This is a genomic window from Micromonospora sp. NPDC049047 (genome assembly GCF_040649135.1).
Lineage (GTDB): Bacteria > Actinomycetota > Actinomycetes > Mycobacteriales > Micromonosporaceae > Micromonospora.
This window is the reverse complement of record NZ_JBEZEY010000016.1, coordinates 56,249-73,328: the sequence shown is the minus strand read 5'-3', so window position 1 is coordinate 73,328 and position 17,080 is coordinate 56,249. Positions and strand designations below refer to the sequence as shown.

Sequence of the window (17,080 nt, the reverse complement as noted above, 5' to 3'; positions counted from 1 at the left end):
GACATGTCTGCGCACCTACGTGTCGCACCCCCGCCCTACTGTCGACCGATGAAACATGGCCTGGAGATCTCCTGCGGTGGCGCCGCCATCGAGGCGTCCGTCCTGGTGGAGTTGGGTGAGCTGGCCGAGCGCGCCGGGTGGGACGGCGTGTTCCTGGAGGACTATCTGATCCACTACTCCGGCGAGGAGCCGTTCACCTACGACCCCTGGCTGGTGCTCACCGCTATCGCCTGCCGCACCGACCGGGTGCGGCTGGGCACCACCGTCACCGCACTGCCCCGACGCCGGCCGGCGAAACTGGCGCGGGAGGTGCTCACCCTCGACCACCTCAGCGCGGGCCGCGCCACGGTGGCGGTCGGCGTCGGTGACCCCGCTGACCGTGGGCTGGCCGCGTTCGGCGAGCAGACCGAGGTGTCGGTGCGCGCCGCGATGCTCGACGAGGGTCTCGACCTGCTGACCGGGCTGCTCAGCGGCGAACGGGTCGACCACCACGGTCACCACTACCGCGCCGACGGGGTGGCGCTACGGCCTGCGCCGGTGCAGTCGCCCCGGGTGCCGGTCTGGGTCGGCGGCAGCATCCAGGCCGGCGCGGTGCGTCGCCGCGCGGCCCGCGCCGACGGCATCGTGCCGTACAAACTCACCGACACCGACGGGTGGTCCGACTTCACCCCCGACGAGGTCGACGAGTTGGTGCGCGCCCTGCCGGCGACCCGCGCCGACGGCCAACCGTTCGACGTGGCGATCGGCGGCCGGCGACGCCGACCCGACGAACGCGCCGAACGCGCGTACCTCGATCAGCTCGCGGCGGCCGGGGCGACCTGGTGGTTGGAGTTCGTTCCGGTCGGCGATCCGGTGGCCATGCGCGCCGCCGTCACCCGTGGGCCGCTGCGGTGACACCGGGTGACGCGGCGACCCGTTGACCGCCGTCGTCGTCCCGCTCGCTCAGCAGAGCAACTCCAGGTGGAGGTGGGCGTCCTCGGCGATCTCCTCGTGCCGCAGCCAGCGCCGCGCCCACAACCGGGCCGCCAGTTCCGCCTGCTCGTCACCCCACGCGGCGTGTTCGATGAGCAACGCGGTGGTCAGCGCGTACGCCAGGCGTAGCGCCACGGCACGGGCACCGGCCTGCACCGCAGCGGCGTCCGGATCGGCGATCACCGCGGTGATGGTGTCGCTCAACCGGGTGGCGGCGGCGGCCAGGGTGTCGGCGAGCGTCGGCGAGAGCGATCGGGCCAGGTCCACCGCGGCGGCGAGCCGGCCCAGCACCGGCGTCCCGGCGTCCTCCCTGGTCAACGCGCGCAGCACGTCCAGGGCCAGCACGTTTGTGGTGCCCTCCCAGATCGGCAGCACCTGCGCGTCGCGCAGCAGTCGGGGCACGGCGGTGTCCTCCACGTAACCGGCCCCACCGAAACTCTCCACGTACTCGCTCGCGGAGCTGACGGCGAGCCGGCCGGTGGCCAGCTTCGCCAGCGGCGCCACGATGCGCAGCTCCGCCGCGGCGGCCGGATCGGCACCGACCTCGACCCGCCCCAGCAGGGCGAACGCGTGACCGGCGAGGGCGAACGCGCCCGCCGCGTCGACCGCGAGGGTGCCCAGCGTCGCCCGGTGCAGCGGCGAGGACACCAGCGGCCCGCCGGCGACGTGCCGCACCTCGGCGTACGCGCGGGCGTAGTCCAGCCCACGTCGCATCCCACCGGCCGCCGCCGCGGCGTTGTGCACCCGGGTCACCACGACCAGGGTCATCGCCCGGACCAGGCCGGGCACCGCCGGGTCACCCAGCGGGAGCGCGTACGCGTCGTGCAGACCGATCTCGGCGGTGGGCAGCGCGCGGGTGCCGAGCTTGTCCTTGAGACGGTGCACCGTGACACCCGGTGCGGGCGAGCCCGGCGCCCCGCCGATGCTCAACGGCGAGTCGAGCGCGTAGCGGGGGACCAGGAACGGTGCGAGCACCCGACTGCCGCGCCCGGCGCCCTCCGGTCGGGCCAGCGCCACCGCCATCGCCGCGTCGGCGGCCGAGCAGAACCACTTCTCCCCGGTCAGCCGCCACGACCCGTCCGCCGCCGGCCGGCCGATCGTGCTCGAGCGGCCCAGGTCGGAGCCGCCCTGCGACTCGGTCATCCACTGCCCGCTGGTGATCGCGGTGGCCGGGTCCGTGGAGATCAGCCGGGGCAGCCACGCGGCGCGCACCTCGACGTCCACGTCGGGCATGCTCAGCAGCGCCGCTGCCCCGTCGGCCATCGCCACCGGGCAGGAGAAGGTCGCCGACTCCGGACCGTACAGGTGCAGCAGGGCGTGTTGCACGACCCGCGCGGCGGCGCCCCAGGTGCCGCGCGCCTCCGTCAGGTAGGGCAGCGCGACCACGGCGTGTCGGGCGGCGGCGGCGCGCTGCGCCTGCCAGCCGGCGGAGGTGTCGATCCGGTCGATCCGCGCGCCCCACGGGTCGTAGCGGACCAGGGTCGGCGGGTGCGCCTCCGCGTCGGCGTGCGCCGCGCGCAGCGGCCCGGTGACGTCGGCGGCCAGGTCCGCCAGGCGTCCCTTCGCGGCGGCGTGCCCACCCGGGCCCAGGTGGCGCTCCAGCCAGGAGCGCAGCAGGCCGTCGCCGGCGTACGGATCGACGGGAGGTGGCACCGGCTGCACGAAGCGGCTCATCGATCGACTCCTGGCACTGCTCGGGGGTGTGCGCCGACGGTAGACGATGCGTGGCCGGTCCGAACAGGGCAGTCCCACCGACCCGGCCGCGCCGATTTCCGACTTGTCGCACTTCAGTGCGATCGCGTTCTCTACGGTCGATAGTCGTGGGTGCCGGCCAGCCGTGGAGCCGACCGGCCCGGCGCAGCCGCCCGATGCGCACCGGGCTGGCGTTCGCCGGGTTCGGTGTGGCGCTGTGCTGCGTCGGCGTGGCCGGGTTGGCCGCCTGGAACCTGCAGACCGTGCGGCAGGCCGCCGGCCCGATCCGGGAAACCGCCGACGACTTCCTCAGTGAGGTGGCCCTGGGCGACAGCGACCAGGCGTACGAGCGGCTCTGTGCGGACGCGCGCAGCCGGTGGAGCGCGATCGGCTTCACCAGTTGGGTACGCACGCCGCCGATGGTCACCGACTACGAGATCACCGACGTGTCGGTCGCCACCCGCAGCGGACGACCGCAGGGCACGGTGACGGTGAAGGTGACCCGCGACGGCGGGCACACCGAGGAACGGCGGCTGCCGGTGGTCCGTGAGGGCGGGGACTGGCGGGTGTGCGGTGACCCCTTCTGAACCACCGGTCGTCACCCCGGCGCGTCCGCAGCTGCTGCGACCCCGTCAGGGGGTGCAGCCGACCACGTCGACGGAACTCTTCTTCGACCTGGTCTTCATCTTCACCATCACCCAGTTGTCGCACTACCTGATCGCCCACCCGCACTGGCAGGGCGCCGGGCGAACCGCGTTGTTGCTGGCGCTCGTCTGGTTCGTCTGGGTCTACACCACCTGGGTGACCAACTGGCTGCAACCCGACCAGGGGCCGGTACGGGTGATGTTGATCGGGGTGACGCTGGGCAGCCTGTGGTTGTCGGCGGCGATCCCGCAGGCGTTCAGCCGGACCGGTCTGCTGTTCGCTGTGGTCTACGTGATCGTGCAGGTGGGCCGCACCATCTTCGGGTTGTGGGCGGTGCGGGGCAACCCGTGGCTGGTCGACGGGTTTCAGAAGTCGCTGCCCTGGATCGCCGGGACGTCGGTGCTGGTGGTGCTCGGCGGCCTGGCCGACGGGGCTGCCCGGGAGGCGTTGTGGGCGGCGATGATCGTGATCGAGGTGGTCGGCCTGTCGATCGGTTACCCGCTGCCCGGGCGGGGTCGCAGCCGCCCCGAACGGTGGATGGTCGAGGGTGGGCACCTGGCCGAACGGTGCGCGGCGTTCGTCCTTATCGCGTTGGGCGAGTCGATCCTGGTCACCGGGAGCACCCTCACCTCGCACGTGGACCTGGTGACCTCCGGGGCATTCCTGCTGGCGTTCGCCGGCTCGGTGGCGCTGTGGTGGGTGTACTTCGCCCGCTCGGCGCCGGCCGCGACGGAGGTCATCGCCCGCGCCGGCGAGCGCACCGGCGCGTTGAGTCGGGTGGCGTTCAACTACCTGCACCCGGTGATCGTCGCTGGCGTGATCGTCACCTCGGCGGCCGACGAGCGGTTGCTGCGCGAGCCCGGCGCGCCGACCACCACTGTCGCCGCGCTGTTCACCCTCGGTGGTCCGGCGCTGTTCCTGGCCGGCCACGCCGCGTACAAGGCGCTGTTGTGGCGGATCCTACCGACCAGCCGGATCGTGGCGGTGGTGGTGCTGCTGGCGCTGATGCCGGTCTGTGTGGCGCTGGAGGTGCCCGTCGCGGCGTGCGCCACGGTGGCGTTGGCGGTGACCGTCGCCGTGATCGTGACCGACCGGTTGCGGGCTCGGCGCGCCACGCGCGGGTCGTCCTGACCCGTCCCACGACACTGCGTCGGTTCCCGGACAACGCCAGCGTGAGCGGGCCGCCTCATGGTTAGCGTGGGTCATCGGCCCTCCGGGTGACCTTCCGCGGTGCTCGGACGAGCGGAGGCGACGCGATGACAGCCGAGCGGCGGACCCGCCCACAGCGGTGGCTGATGCTGGTCGCCGCCGCCGGTTACGGCAAGACCACCGCCCTGGAAACCATCGGCGGGGACGGTCCGAGCGCCTGTCACCTGGCGACGGACCTGATCGACGCGCTGTCGCACCCCACCAACCCGTCGGCCGCGTACCCGCTGGCCCGGGTCGCCGTGGACGAGGTGTCCGCGCTCACCGAGGACGACCAACTGGCCCTGATACGGCTGTTGAGCGCGTGGCCGGGTCAGCCGGCGGTGACGCTGGCCGCTCGACAACCACTCGCCGACGCGGTGCGCGGCGCCTGTGCCGGGCCGGTGGTGCACCGGGGGCCGGAAACCCTCTCCCTCGGCCGGGACGCGGTTGCCCGGATCCTGCGCGACGAACACGCGGTGCCCGACAGCGACCTGGCCTACCTGGTGTACGAGCTGACCGCCGGCTGGCCGGCGTGGGTGCACCTCGCCGGCGACGCCCTCGGCCGGCAGGGCGTCGGCCGGCGGGAGCTGCTCGCGGCCCTGACCGAGCCCGGCACCGCCGGCGGGCACTTCGCCCGCGACGAGATCCTCGCCGACCTGCCCCCGCCGGTGGCGGAATTGCTCGGCCGCGTCCACCACCTCGACCCGATCACCGCGCCCCTGTGCGTGGCCATCGACCCCGACCTGCCCGCCGACGCCACCGCGCAGGCGCTGCGCTGGGCGACCCGTACCGGGTTGCTGCTCGCCCACCCCCGCCGACGGTCCGGCCCCACCTCATCGACAGTGCAGTTGGTGCCCGTGCTCGCGGCGGTGCTGGCCCAGCAGGCCGGTCGGCCGGACGCCTCGGGCCGCCGGCGGCTGTCCGCCGCCGCCGACTGGTATCTCACCAACGCGTACCCGCTGGCGGCCGCCCGAGCCCTGCGTGCGGCGGACGACACCACCCGGTGCGCGGAGCTGATCGTCAGCCACGGGGCGGACATGCTCGCCGGTGGTGGGGCGCCGGACGTCACCGAACTGATCAGCGGGCTGCCGCAGGCCGCGCAGGACCCCGACCTCCAACTGATCTTCGGCGACGCGTTGCGGATGTCCGGCTCGGTGACCTGGGCATCGAGGGTCTTCGCCCCGCTGCTGGCCCAGGCGGACCGCGACCGTCGCTGGCCGGCCCGGTTGCTCTGGCGGGCGGCGATGGTGCCGTACCTGCGGGCCGACTATGCCGGCGCCCTCGCGGTGCTCGACCGGGTGGACGCGGCACCGACGCTCACCCCACCCGGCCCCGACGACGTCCTGCTGCTGGCCTGCCGCGCCAGCACCCTCGCCCAGCTCGGCCGGGTCGACGACGCGGTCGCCACCGGGGCCCGGGCGCTCCTCGCCGCGCAGCAGCTCAACGAGGACGCCCCGTTGGCGGCGGCGCACATCGCGGCCGCGCTGACCTCGTCCGGCACCCGCCGTGACGAGCACCTCGCCGAGGCGCTGGCAGCGGCGGAACGCGCGGGTGACCTGGTCCAGCAGGCGCGGGTCCTGGTCAACCAGGCACACTGCCTACTGCGGGAGGCCCGGTACCCGTCGGCGCTGGCCACCGCGGTGCGGGCGGTCCGCGCGGCGGAACTCGCCGGCCCGCCGGGAGTGCTGGTGACCGCCCTGCACAACGCCGGTGAGGCGCTGGTCCGGCTGGGCCGCTACGACGAGGCGACAGTGCACTTCACCCGGTCCAAACTGGTCTCGCAACGCTTGGGGCTGAACCGGGCGGCCGCCGGGGTGTACGGGTTGGCCGAGGTCAGTCGCCGTCTCGGGCGGCGCGAGGAGGCGTTGGCGGCCTTCACCGAGGCCGCCGAACTGGCCCGTGACGTGGGGGACCTACAGGTACGCATCCCGGCGCTGGCCGGCCTGGCCCGGCTGCGTTGCGTGGGCGCCGCCGCCGATCTCGGCGCCGCCCGAGCCGCCGCCGACGAGGCACATCGCCTGGCACCGGCGTTCCTGCGTTCCTCCGCGCTGGCCGCGACCGGCTGGGTGGCGTACGCCGGAGGTGACCTGGAGGTCGCCCGGCGACGGGCGGCCGAAGCGGTGCGGGCGGCCCGGACCGGGCGGCAGGCCGACGCGTTGGCCGAGGCGTTGGAACTCACCGCCGCGGTCGCCGCCGACCCGGCCGCGAGTCGCGAGGCGCTGCTGGAGGCCGGCGCGATCTGGCGGGCGGCGGGCGCGGGACCGGCCGCCGAGCAGACAGTCGTCCTGCTGGGCCGGGTTCCGGGCGCCGACGGCGCGCAGCGCTCGGCGGCGCAGGCCGCCGCCAACCGGTTGCTGGCGCTCGGGGTCGAGACGGTCGACGGCCGACAGTTGTCCGAGCTGTCCGTCGACGGTGGGATCGTCGAGGTGCGGGTGCTCGGCCGGTTCGAGGTCATCGTCGGTGGGCGGGAGGTCCCGCTGTCGGCGTGGCGGTCGCGGCAGGCCCGCACGCTGCTGAAGATCCTCGTCGCCCGGCGTGGCCGTGCCGTGGGACGGGCCGAGCTGTGCGAACTGCTGTGGCCCGACGACGAGCCGCGGCGCACCGCGCACCGCCTGTCGGTGCTGCTGTCCGCCGTGCGTGCCGTGCTCGATCCGCCCCGCCGGTGGCCCGTCGACCGGTACGTGCGCGCCGACCTGACCGGCGTGCGCCTCGACCTGACGCGGGTCGTCGTCGACGCGGAGAACCTCCTCGCCGACGTGCCCCGGGCCGAGCAGCTCGCCCGCGAGGGTGACCCGGCGCAGGCCCGCGCGGTGCTCGCCGACGTGGACGCCGCCTACCGGGGGGACGCCTTCACCGACGAGCCCTACGAGGACTGGGCCGACGGGTTGCGGGAACAGGCCCGCTCGGTGTGGTTGCGGGCGCTGCGGAAACTGGCCCGGCAGTACCGGCGCGACGGTGACTCCGACCGGGCCGCGACCACCCTGGTCCGGTTGCTCGACGCCGACCCCTACGACGAGTGGGCGCACCGGGCGCTGGTCGGGACCCTTGTCGGCGCCGGCCGGCACGGGGAGGCCCGGCGGGCGTTCGACAGGTGGGTCGGGGCGATGCGTGCCATCGACGCACCGCCCCCGCACCCGGACGTGCTGCGCTCCAGGGCCGGTCAGCAGGGGTAGAGGTTCTCGTTGCCCGCGTCGGTGGCCACGTACGAGTAGAAGATCGCGCTGGCGTCGGGGTTGTCGTCCGCGGCGCAGGTGTCTTCCCCGCCCCCGCCGTCGAAGATGTCGCCGCTGGTGGCACCGCCCCAGATGATGACGCCGGCCCTGCCGATCAGCAGGTCATCGCCGTGCGCCCCGTTGAGACGGTCGTTGCCGTCGAGACCGGCCAGCACGTCGTCGTTCGGCCCGCCGACGAGGGTGTCACCACAGCCCTCACCGAACAGGATGTCGTTGCCGCCGCCGCCGTAGATCGTGTCGACACCGCCGCCGCCGTAGATGGTGTCGTCGCCGCCGAGCCCGTGGATCTCGTCGGGTCCGGCGCCGCCGTAGATGACGTCGTCGCCCTCGGTGCCCATGATCGGGTCGCCGTTGGTGCTGGCGCACGGGTTCACGTCCGGGTTGGCGTACGCCGTACCACCGCCAGCGCCGATCAGAGTGCCGCTGACCAGGAGGGCGGCCAGCGCCGCCGCTCGGATACGCATGATGGGACCTCCCGTTCGTGGGCCCCTTCCGGAGCCCGGTGACGCCGCGGTGACGTCGTCGGCACTGTCGCAGCCGCCCGTCATCGTGGCGTCAGTACGCCGTCCGCGCCCACGCTGCTGACGCCCTCCTGACGGAGGTGCGGAGTCTGGTCGCAACGCCGTCGTCGACAGTCGACGAGGCAGTGCGGAGGGAAGATCCGATGAAGCGGAAACTGGCTGGTCTGGCAGTGCTGACCGGCATGGCGGCGGCCACGACGCTGCTCGTACCGGCGACCCCGGCCCAGGCGTCGGTGGGCCTGTACCGGGTCGCCGCGACGAGCGTTCTGGACGCGACGAACGCCAAGACGATGACCATCTCGTGCAACGGTGTCGACCAGGTGGTCGGCGCCGGCGGGCGGATCAACGACGGTCAGGGTGATGTCCTGATGACCCGGGTCTACGCCGACGCGACCCTGCGCACGGTGACGGTGTTCGGGGTGGAGGCCAACGCCACGAACGTGCCGTGGTCGGTGGACGCGTTCGCGGTCTGCGCCCCGGCCGGGGCGGTGTCCGGCCTGCAACTGGTCACCACCACGTCGGCGAACAACGCCCTGGACAAGGTGGCGGTGACCGCCGTGTGCCCGCCGGGCAAGAAGACCTTCGGCGGTGGGTACCGGATCGACAACGCCAACGCCGCGGTGGCGATCGACGAGCTGGCGTTCACCTCGGCGCTCGGCTCGGTGGCGAGCACCGCGTACGTGTTCGGGGCTCCGGGCAACTTCACGTTGCAGACCCAGGCGTTCTGCGCCACCCCGTTGCCGGCGATGGCGTTGACGGAGGCGACGAGCGTGTTCAACGCGAACTCGCCGAAGTCCGTGACGACGCCGGCCTGCCCGGCCGGATCGCAGACCGCAGGGGTCGGCGCGGTGTTGACCGGGCTCACCGGGGCCGGCTCGGTGGCGACGTTGGTGCCCAAGCCGGCACTGGACACCGCCGAGGCGACCGGACGGGAGATCGTCGCGTTCGCCACGGCGTGGAACATCAGGGCGCAGCAGGTCTGTGTGGGGTGATCCACCCGTACCACGGCCGGCCGTCTCCAGCGCGGGGGCGGCCGGCCACCACGTCGGATCGGCGCGGCGGGCCGCTCAGTCGCGGGGGCCGAGGTCCCCGCTGCGGTAGTGCCGGCGGCAGAGCACCTGGTAGCGCACCTCGGCGGTGTCGACGGTGTCGCCGATGACGACCTGCGCGCCCTCGCGGACCACCCGCCCGTCGACGACGCGGGCGTTGAGCAGCCCCTCGCGCCCACACCAGCAGAGGACCTCGACCTGGATGCGGGCCACCTCGTCGGCCAACTCGAAGAGGCGTTGCGCGGCGGGGAACAGGCAGGACCGGAAGTCGGTGGCCAGGCCGAACGCGAACACGTCGACGTCGTAGCTGTCGACCAGCTCGGCCATCTGCTCGACGTGCTCGACGGTGTAGAAGCACGCCTCGTCGCAGATCAGGTAGTCCACCCGTACCCCGTCGGCCCACCGGCCGCGCACCAGGGCCCGCAGGTCCAGGTCGTCGGTGACCTCGATGGCCTCGTGGGCCAGGCCGATGCGGGTGGTGACCTGCGGGCCCAACGATCTGTCGATGCGGGTGGTGACCAGCCCGCGGCGGCCCTGCCGGGCGTGGTTGTAGTTCATCTGCAACGCCATCGTCGACTTGCCGCAGTCCATCGGCCCCCAGAAGAACTTCAACGCCGCGGCGTGCACCGGACGCCCGTCGAGCCCACGTGCGGCGGCGCACCCGGCCGGTGCGTGCGGTTGGCCGGGGAACGGGTGAGCCAGGCAGGTCGGAGCGGTGGTGGCGTCGTCTGTCACGGTCGGGCAGCCTAGCCGATCGGCCGAGGCTGATCTGTCGCGCGCGGGACGCGTGCTCAGAGCACCCGGGGTGGGGTGTTACCGGCGGCGACGATGGCGCGGCGGATCGGCACGGCCGCCAGGAGCAGGAAACCGACCACGAAGAAGATCAGCATCGAGACCAGGCCCAGCCGGTAGGAGGCGGTGAGTTGGAACACCAGACCGAAGGCGAGCGGGCCGAGCCAGCTGGTGCCCTTGTCGCTGATCTCGTAGAAGCCGTAGTACTCGCCTTCCTTGCCGGCCGGGATGAGCTGGCTGAACAGCGACCGGCTCAACGCCTGGCTGCCGCCGAGGACCAGGCCGATGCACGCGCCGAGGATTATGAATGGCACCGGCGCCTCGGCGGGCAACCGGAACGCGGCGATGATCACACCGGTCCAGAGCACCAGGCTGAGCAGTACGGTCTTGTGCGCGCCGATGCGCTTGGCCAGCGCGCCGAGGCTCAGCGCACCGCCGAAGGCGAGGAACTGCACGAGCAGGATCGTGATGATCAGGGTGCTCTGCTCCAGCCGCAGCTCCTCGGTGCCGTACTGGCTGGCCAGGGTGATGGCGGTCTGGATGCCGTCGTTGTAGACCAGGAAGGCGAGCAGGAAGAACAACGTCAACGGGTACGCCTTGACCTCCCGGATGGTGCGCCCGAGTTGCCGGAAGCCGTCGGTGACGACGTTGCCGCCACCGGCCAGGGCAACGGCGCTGGGGCGCTCGCGCAGCCAGCGCAGCGGCACCAGCGTGAACAGCGCCCACCACACCCCGGCGGACACGATCGACCAGCGGGCCAGGTCCAGGGTGCGTTGCGGGTTGTCGCCCTCGTCGAGCAGGGTGATCGCGACCAGGTTGATAGCCAGCAGCAGGCCGCCGCCGAGGTAGCCCAACGCCCAGCCGCGGCTGGAGATGCCGTCGCGTTCGTCGGGGCCGCCGAGCTGCGGCAGGAACGAGTTGTAGACCACGATCGCCGCGCCGAACGAGATGTTGGCGACCAGGAACAACGCCCCGCCGAGCAGGTAGCGGTCGCCGGTGACGAAGGCCATCGCGATGGTCGCGCCCGCGCCGGTGAACGCCGCCCCGCCGAGCAGTCGCTTCTTGTGCGCCGACCGGTCGGCGATCGCCCCGATGACCGGCAGCACGAACACGGTGAGGAACACCGACAGTGAGATCAGGTACGGGTAGTAGGACCCGGCGGCGACCTTGATGCCCAGCGGGTACACGTACCCGTCGCAGGTGTCCGCGCCCAACTCGCAGCCGGCGGCCAGCTCGGCGACGGTGGTCAGGAACGGACCGAGGAACACGGTGATCACCGTGGTCTGGAACGCGGAGTTGGCCCAGTCGTAGAGGTACCAGCCTCGGCGCTCGCGGCGGGTGCTCGCCGGGGGCGGGGTGTCGTCCACCGTGGGGGTCACGGTCTCGGCCATCCGGGGTCCTTCGACGCTCAGGCGGCCCAGTGGCCGCGGCTGCGGTAGACGTCGCGCAGCACGCCGACGTGATCGGTCATGATGCCATCCACACCGAGATCCAGTAAGTAGTGCATCTGGGCGGGTTCGTCGATCGTCCAGACGTGCACCTGCACGCCGAGCCGATGGCAGTAGTCGATGAACCGGCGGTCCACCACCGGCACCCGCCCGTAGCGCGGTGGCACCTGCGCGGCGACCACCGACGGCGGCAGCCGCAGGGCCCGCCCGTGCAGCGAGGCGAACCGCAGCCGGGCGACCCCGCGCATGCCGAGGCTGGTGGCGACCCGCCCGCCGGTGAGCGCCCGCAGCCGGGTCAGCCGGGCGTCGCTGAACGAGGCGAGCAGCACCCGGTCGGCGGCGCCGGTCCGGGTCACTGTGGCGACCGTCGGCTCGACGCCGCCGTCGGCCTTCACGTCGATGTTGAAGCGAATCTGCGGCCAGGCGTCCAGCACCTCGTCGAGCCGGGGTACGACGGCCGCGCCGCCGACGCGTACCGAGGCGAGGTCGGCCCAGCTCAGCTCGGCGATGCGCCCCGCCTCGCCGGTGACCCGGGCCAGGGTCGGGTCGTGGAAGATCACCGGCACGCCGTCGGCGGTGGCGTGCACGTCGGTCTCCACGTACCGGTAGCCGAGCCCGACGGCGCGGGCGAACGCCTCGGTGGTGTTCTCATCTCCCTCGGCGGCACCGCCGCGGTGGGCGAAGGCCAGCGGCGCGGGCGCGTCCAGGTAGCCGAATCGGGTCAACACGCGACGCAGTATGCCCGCTGCTGGTGGACCGCGGGTGGCCTGCCGGCGACATTCGTCGTGCGCCGGTGGACGCGCCGCTGCTCAGCGCCGTCTGCTGGGCTCCCCGGCTCGGCCGTCCGCCGGGGCGGGTGCCCCGCGCGTGCGGTCAGATCCGTGCTCTCGCCTGCTCGATGTGGCCCACTATGGCGTTCGCACCATGAGCGCTCGCGATGGCGTACGCCTCGTCGAGTGTGGCGAGCGCGTCCGCGCGGCGGTCCTGGGCTGCCGCGATGTACGCCAGCCCGATCATGTTGGAGGCCACGCCGGCCGGTGCCCCGATCTCCCGACGCAGCTGGCACGACTCCTGCAGCAGGTCGCGCGCCTCGTCCAGCCGACCAGCCGCGTGCGCCACGATACCCAGGTGCCGCAGGGCCTCGGCCCAGGTCGGTTTGTCGCCGACCTGGGCCGCGAGCCGGCAGGAGCGCTCCAGGTACGGAACCGCCGTCTCGTTGTCCCGTCGAATGAACTGGTGCAGACAACCGATCCAGAACAGTGCCTCGGCCTCGCCACGCGTGTCGCCCAGCGCCTGGTACAGCTCAAGCGCCCGCTCGAACAACGGCAGTTGAGCGGGATCTTCCGCGGGCGACGAGCCTGGCTCGTTGGACCCGCTCTGAAACCGTGCGTGCAATATCAGCCCCCGCGCCATCGCCGTGTCGGCGTCGACAGCGTCCAGGCCATGTTCGGCGTCAGCGAGCGCGCTGGTATCGCCGTCGAACACCGCCCGGTGACAGGCAGCTCTGGCTTGTGCGATCCGGTCGTCGGTGTTCATCGTCGCCCCCGCTGGCATCGACCCACTCACTGGAGCCGGCAGTTTAGTCGGGCGAGATGCGGCTGTCGCCCGTGCGGACGGTCAGCCGCAGATCAGGTCGTCGAGCAGCGTCATCTGCCGCTGGATGACCGCCACCGCCGGCCCCGGGTCGGCCAGCTCGGTGGCCAGGTACAGGACAGTCGATCGGCGCCCGTCCGGGCTGACCGCGGCGAGGGTGCTCATCCCGGGCATGGAGCCGACGTGCGCCCAGGAGCCGCCGCACCGGTTGGGTATCCACATGATGCCGAGCCCGTAACGGATGCCCGCCCGGATCCCCTGGAACCCGTCGGCCAGCACGGTGTCGCGCAGTTCGCCCAGTTGCGCGGGGCGCAGCAGCTCGCCGCGGCCGACCGCCTGCCAGAAGCGGGCCAGGTCGCTGGGGGTGCTGACCAGGCCGCCGGCCGAGGCCGTCACCGTCGGATTGAACACTGTGGTGTCGACCATGGGCCCGCCCGCTACGAACTGCCGGTACCCGTTGGCGTGCGGCTGGGGCAGGGTCGCCTGGTCACCCGGGTAGTAGGTGTGGGTCAGGCGCAGCGGCAGCAGGACCCGCGAGCGCACCTCGGTGTGCCACAGGTGCCCGGTGACGCGTTCGATGAGCATCCCGGCCAGCAGGTAGTTGGTGTTCGAGTAGCTCCAGCCGGTGCCGGGGGCGAACAGCGGCGGGTGCCCCATCGCTGTCGCCACCTGCTGCGCCTCGGTGTAGTGGTCGAAGCGGTGCGCCAGGAACTCGTCGGCCGATCGCAGGGCGGCGAGGTCGCCGGTGGCGTCGTAGAGGCCACTTGTGTGTTGCAGCAGGTGGCGAACGCTTACCTGCCGGCCGTCGTTGCCGTTGCCGGTGACGACGCCGGGCAGCCAGCGTTCGAGCGGGTCGTCCAGCCGGATCCGGCCCTCGCCGACGAGTTGGAGCAGCACCACCGACACGAACGTCTTCGTGGTGCTGCCGATGCGGAAGAAACCGTCGGGCGGCACCGGCGCGCCGGTGTCCAGGTCGGCCACGCCGCTGCGCGCCACTGTCACCTGCCCCCCGTCGCGGACCAGGCCCTGCGTCCCGGACACGCCCAGGCCGTGCAGGTCGTCGAGCCCGTGCTGGAGCACAGTGGCCGTGGACCGGTGATCCGCGGTGGACGGCGCGACCGATCCGGCGGCCGGGCCGACGGTGGTGGCCAGCACTACCGCCACGGTCGCGGTCGCGACGACGCTCCGCCACCGCACCGCCTTTCGTACTGCGAAAACCACGCTCACCTCAAAGCTCCCTTCGGGACAACAACTGTGTCCAAACGGTACGAAGAGCCTCGATGTCGGCACCAACCGGAAAACCCCAGAACCGGCGTGGGGGGTAGCCCCCAGCCCTACGAACTCAGGTAGCGCAGGACCGCCAGGACCCGGCGGTTGTCCGCTTCGTCCGGCGGCAACCCCAGCTTGTCGAAGATGCTCGCGACGTGCTTCTCCACCGTTCCGCCGGTCACCACGAGCGCGTCGGCGACACCGGCGTTCGATCGGCCCTCGGCCATCAGCGCGAGGACGTGACGTTCGCGTGGGGTAAGCGCCGCCACGCCGTCGGCGCGGCGGCTGACCCGCAGTAGTTGACCGACGACCTCCGGGTCGAGCGCCGTACCGCCGGTGGCGACCCGCTTCAGCGCGTCGGCGAACTCCGCGACGTCGGCCACCCGTTCCTTCAGCAGGTACCCGACGCCCGCCGCGTTGCCTTGCAGCAGCCGGGCCGTGTACCTGGTCTCGATGTACTGCGACAGCACCAGCACTCCCGTGCCGGGGTGCCGGCGGCGGATCTCGAGGGCGGCGCGCAGCCCTTCGTCGGTGTGCGTCGGCGGCATCCGGATGTCGGCCACCACGACGTCGGGCTGATGCTCGCGCACCGCGGCCAACAGCAGGTCACCGTCGCCCACGGCGGCGCACACCTGGTGGCCGTCCTCCTCGATCAGGCGGGTCAGCCCGGCCCGGAACAGGGCCGCGTCCTCGGCGATCACCACGCGCACGCTCATGCGCGCAGCGGAAGCTCGACAGTGACCGTCGTCGGGCCACCGGGCGGGCTCGCGATGCGCAGCGTGCCGTCGACCACGGCGACCCGTTGCGCCAGCCCGGACAGGCCGGTGCCGCGGCTCGGGTCGGCACCACCGGTGCCGTCGTCGGCGACGCTGAGCCACAGCTTTGCCCGCTTTCCGGCGACCCGGACGGTGATGGTGGTCGCGAAGCTGTGCTTGGCGGCGTTGGCAAGCAGTTCGGCGGCGCAGAAGTACGCGATGGTCTCGATCGCGGGGGTGGGCCGGACCGGGATGCCGGTGTCCAACCGGACCGGAATCGCGCTGTCGGCGGCCAGCGAGGCGAGGGCGTCGGCCAGCCCGTTGTCGAGCACCGGCGGGTGGATGCCGCGGGTCAGACTGCGCAGGTCGGCGAGGGCGTCCTTGGCGCCGCGCAGCGCGGCGTCGACCAACTCGCGGACGGCGGCGGCGTCGGCGACCTCGTCGCCGTCACCGAGCTTGCGCCGGGCCATGCCCAGGTTCATGGCCAGCGTGGCCAGCCGGATCTGCGCACCGTCGTGCAGGTCACGTTCGAGCCGTCGCAGCAGGGCGGCGGCGTCGTCCACGGCGGACGCCCGGCTCAGCTCCAGGTCGTGGACCCGCCGGGCCAGCCGGCCCGGCCCGAGCAGACCGCGGATCAGCCAGCCGTCGGTGGACGCGACGGCTCTGGTCACCCACGGCGCGGCCAGCAGCATCGCCGCCCCGGCCGCGGCGGCGGCGAAGGTGCCGCCGAGGGTGGCGACGCGGAAGGTGCCGTCGCCGAACAAGCCGAACGGCGTGAACACCGGCACCGGGTCCAGCCGCACCCCCGGCGGGTGGTTGCGAAACGCCCCCCACAGCAGCGGGTAGCTCAGGTTGAGTAGCCCGCCGACCCAGAAGAACAGGGCGTACAGCGCGATCAGGCTGACCGGCAGCTTGGCCAGCAGGTACCCGACGACCCGCCAACCGGCGCCGTCGCGCAAGCCGGACCAGGTCGGGCCCGCGGGCACCGGCGGCGGCGCGACCCGGACTCCGAGCAGTCGGGCCGCGAGCCTGCGGTGCAGTGTGCCGAGCCGGCGGGCCGCCGTCGTCGACACCAGCAGCACGAGCAGCACGCCCACGCTGATCACCGCCACGGCCACGTCGGTCGCGGTGGGATTGCCCCGAGCGCCCCGGCTGATCCACCAGCTCAGGTCCACCGCGACGACGAAGAACGCCACCGGGTTGAACACGATGAACGGCAGCCCGGCGAGGCAGAACACCACCTCGCGGGCGGCCCGCCTGGTCAACGGGGGCGCGCTGCGCCACGAGCGCCTGCCCCGCCGCCTGTCGCCCGACGACGGGTCCGCGGCCGGCGTGCGCGCCGGAAGGCCCATGCCCGTCATCCTCCTCCCCGCCGACCCCGGCTCCCGCTCACGCGTCCCGCTTGGCCAGCAGCCAACCGCCGACGGCGAGTGCGACAGCGGCGTACAGGCACAGCACACCGAGCCCGGCCCACGCGGACAGGAAGTCCGGGCAGGCCGCGGCGTCCGTGCCGCAGGTCACCGGCCTGGTCGTGCTCAGCGAGTTCTCCACGATCAGGATCGGCATGTACGACGCCGAGGAGCGCGCCGACCTCCCGCAGCGGCCAGCGCAACTCGCGGTAGCGGCGACCGCTGATTCGTACCTGGCCGGCGTCGCACCGGTCCAGCCCGAGGATCAGCCGCATCGTGGTCGACTTGCCCGAGCCGTTCGGGCCCAGGAAGCCGGTGACGCTGCCCGGCCGTACGTCGAAGCTGAGGGCGTCGACCGCGACCATCGGTCCGTATCGCCTGGTGAGGTTGCGGGCCTCGATCACCCGGTCTCCTTCCGTCGTCGGTGGCTACGGAAGATCACGCTAGGCGCGCGGTGGTCCCGGCAGGAGCCGGCTGACAGCCGTCTTCGGCTGGGGGATTTCCCCCAGGTCGG

General features: G+C 73.0%; 15 protein-coding genes and 1 pseudogene. 5 read left to right on the top strand and 11 right to left on the bottom strand.

Annotated features, from left to right (window positions below):
• Window positions 1-48 precede the first annotated feature (48 nt).
• A complete protein-coding gene (locus tag AB0B86_RS23285; RefSeq protein ID WP_357419806.1) occupies window positions 49-894 on the top strand; it encodes an LLM class flavin-dependent oxidoreductase in 846 nt (281 codons plus the stop codon).
• Between the two features lie 48 nt (window positions 895-942).
• Here the strand turns inward: AB0B86_RS23285 and AB0B86_RS23280 are convergent, their stop codons facing one another.
• Window positions 943-2,646, bottom strand: a complete 1,704-nt coding sequence (locus tag AB0B86_RS23280) for an acyl-CoA dehydrogenase family protein (protein ID WP_357405514.1) — start codon at window positions 2,644-2,646, stop codon at window positions 943-945.
• A gap of 146 nt (window positions 2,647-2,792) precedes the next feature.
• Here AB0B86_RS23280 and AB0B86_RS23275 point away from each other — a divergent pair, with 146 nt between their 5' ends.
• From AB0B86_RS23275 to AB0B86_RS23265, 3 genes are all read left to right on the top strand, one after another.
• On the top strand, window positions 2,793-3,251 hold the full coding sequence (locus tag AB0B86_RS23275) for a hypothetical protein (protein ID WP_357405512.1): 459 nt from the start codon (window positions 2,793-2,795) through the stop codon (window positions 3,249-3,251).
• On the top strand, window positions 3,238-4,440 hold the full coding sequence (locus tag AB0B86_RS23270) for a low temperature requirement protein A (protein WP_357419805.1): 1,203 nt from the start codon (window positions 3,238-3,240) through the stop codon (window positions 4,438-4,440). The genes AB0B86_RS23275 and AB0B86_RS23270 overlap by 14 nt, the downstream gene beginning before the upstream one ends.
• Window positions 4,441-4,565: 125 nt before the next feature.
• Window positions 4,566-7,670, top strand: a complete 3,105-nt coding sequence (locus AB0B86_RS23265) for a BTAD domain-containing putative transcriptional regulator (RefSeq protein WP_357405508.1) — start codon at window positions 4,566-4,568, stop codon at window positions 7,668-7,670.
• Here AB0B86_RS23265 and AB0B86_RS23260 read toward each other — a convergent pair.
• Window positions 7,658-8,194, bottom strand: a complete 537-nt coding sequence (locus tag AB0B86_RS23260; protein WP_357405506.1) for a hypothetical protein — start codon at window positions 8,192-8,194, stop codon at window positions 7,658-7,660. The genes AB0B86_RS23265 and AB0B86_RS23260 overlap by 13 nt on opposite strands.
• Before the next feature lie 200 nt (window positions 8,195-8,394).
• Between AB0B86_RS23260 and AB0B86_RS23255 the strand changes: the two genes are divergently transcribed.
• Window positions 8,395-9,243 carry a hypothetical protein gene (locus tag AB0B86_RS23255; RefSeq protein ID WP_357405504.1) on the top strand — a complete coding sequence of 283 codons (849 nt, stop codon included), beginning with the start codon at window positions 8,395-8,397 and terminating at the stop codon, window positions 9,241-9,243.
• 75 nt (window positions 9,244-9,318) lie between these two features.
• Here the strand turns inward: AB0B86_RS23255 and AB0B86_RS23250 are convergent, their stop codons facing one another.
• The 9 genes and pseudogenes from AB0B86_RS23250 to AB0B86_RS23210 all read right to left on the bottom strand — a co-directional run.
• Window positions 9,319-9,927, bottom strand: coding sequence for a thymidine kinase (locus AB0B86_RS23250; protein ID WP_238647311.1), 609 nt, complete (start codon window positions 9,925-9,927; stop codon window positions 9,319-9,321).
• 164 nt (window positions 9,928-10,091) lie between these two features.
• Window positions 10,092-11,483, bottom strand: a complete 1,392-nt coding sequence (locus AB0B86_RS23245) for an MFS transporter (protein WP_357419804.1) — start codon at window positions 11,481-11,483, stop codon at window positions 10,092-10,094.
• A gap of 17 nt (window positions 11,484-11,500) precedes the next feature.
• Window positions 11,501-12,268, bottom strand: coding sequence for a glycerophosphodiester phosphodiesterase (locus AB0B86_RS23240; RefSeq protein ID WP_357405500.1), 768 nt, complete (start codon window positions 12,266-12,268; stop codon window positions 11,501-11,503).
• 145 nt (window positions 12,269-12,413) lie between these two features.
• Window positions 12,414-13,076: a tetratricopeptide repeat protein gene (locus tag AB0B86_RS23235; RefSeq protein WP_357405498.1), complete on the bottom strand. Its 663-nt coding sequence runs from the start codon at window positions 13,074-13,076 to the stop codon at window positions 12,414-12,416.
• 81 nt (window positions 13,077-13,157) lie between these two features.
• Window positions 13,158-14,360, bottom strand: coding sequence for a serine hydrolase domain-containing protein (locus AB0B86_RS23230; protein ID WP_357405496.1), 1,203 nt, complete (start codon window positions 14,358-14,360; stop codon window positions 13,158-13,160).
• 107 nt (window positions 14,361-14,467) lie between these two features.
• Window positions 14,468-15,112 (bottom strand): response regulator transcription factor, encoded by a 645-nt coding sequence (locus tag AB0B86_RS23225; RefSeq protein WP_357405674.1) that lies wholly within the window; start codon window positions 15,110-15,112, stop codon window positions 14,468-14,470.
• A gap of 2 nt (window positions 15,113-15,114) precedes the next feature.
• On the bottom strand, window positions 15,115-16,509 hold the full coding sequence (locus AB0B86_RS23220) for a sensor domain-containing protein (RefSeq protein WP_357405494.1): 1,395 nt from the start codon (window positions 16,507-16,509) through the stop codon (window positions 15,115-15,117).
• Between the two features lie 37 nt (window positions 16,510-16,546).
• Entirely contained in the window at window positions 16,547-16,723 is a 177-nt protein-coding gene (locus AB0B86_RS23215; protein ID WP_357405688.1) for a hypothetical protein, read from the bottom strand.
• A gap of 10 nt (window positions 16,724-16,733) precedes the next feature.
• Window positions 16,734-16,970 (bottom strand): annotated as a pseudogene (locus AB0B86_RS23210) (ATP-binding cassette domain-containing protein); the annotation flags it as partial.
• Between the last annotated feature and the right edge of the window lie 110 nt (window positions 16,971-17,080).

Coding starts and splice junctions, on each gene's coding strand:
- AB0B86_RS23285 (WP_357419806.1), top strand. CDS start 49: ATGAAACATGGCCTGGAGATCTCCTGCGGTGGCGCCGCCATCGAGGCG.
- AB0B86_RS23260 (WP_357405506.1), bottom strand. CDS start 8,194: ATGCGTATCCGAGCGGCGGCGCTGGCCGCCCTCCTGGTCAGCGGCACT.
- AB0B86_RS23235 (WP_357405498.1), bottom strand. CDS start 13,076: ATGAACACCGACGACCGGATCGCACAAGCCAGAGCTGCCTGTCACCGG.
- AB0B86_RS23265 (WP_357405508.1), top strand. CDS start 4,566: ATGACAGCCGAGCGGCGGACCCGCCCACAGCGGTGGCTGATGCTGGTC.
- AB0B86_RS23220 (WP_357405494.1), bottom strand. CDS start 16,509: ATGGGCCTTCCGGCGCGCACGCCGGCCGCGGACCCGTCGTCGGGCGAC.
- AB0B86_RS23280 (WP_357405514.1), bottom strand. CDS start 2,646: ATGAGCCGCTTCGTGCAGCCGGTGCCACCTCCCGTCGATCCGTACGCC.
- AB0B86_RS23245 (WP_357419804.1), bottom strand. CDS start 11,483: ATGGCCGAGACCGTGACCCCCACGGTGGACGACACCCCGCCCCCGGCG.
- AB0B86_RS23215 (WP_357405688.1), bottom strand. CDS start 16,723: ATGCCGATCCTGATCGTGGAGAACTCGCTGAGCACGACCAGGCCGGTG.
- AB0B86_RS23255 (WP_357405504.1), top strand. CDS start 8,395: ATGAAGCGGAAACTGGCTGGTCTGGCAGTGCTGACCGGCATGGCGGCG.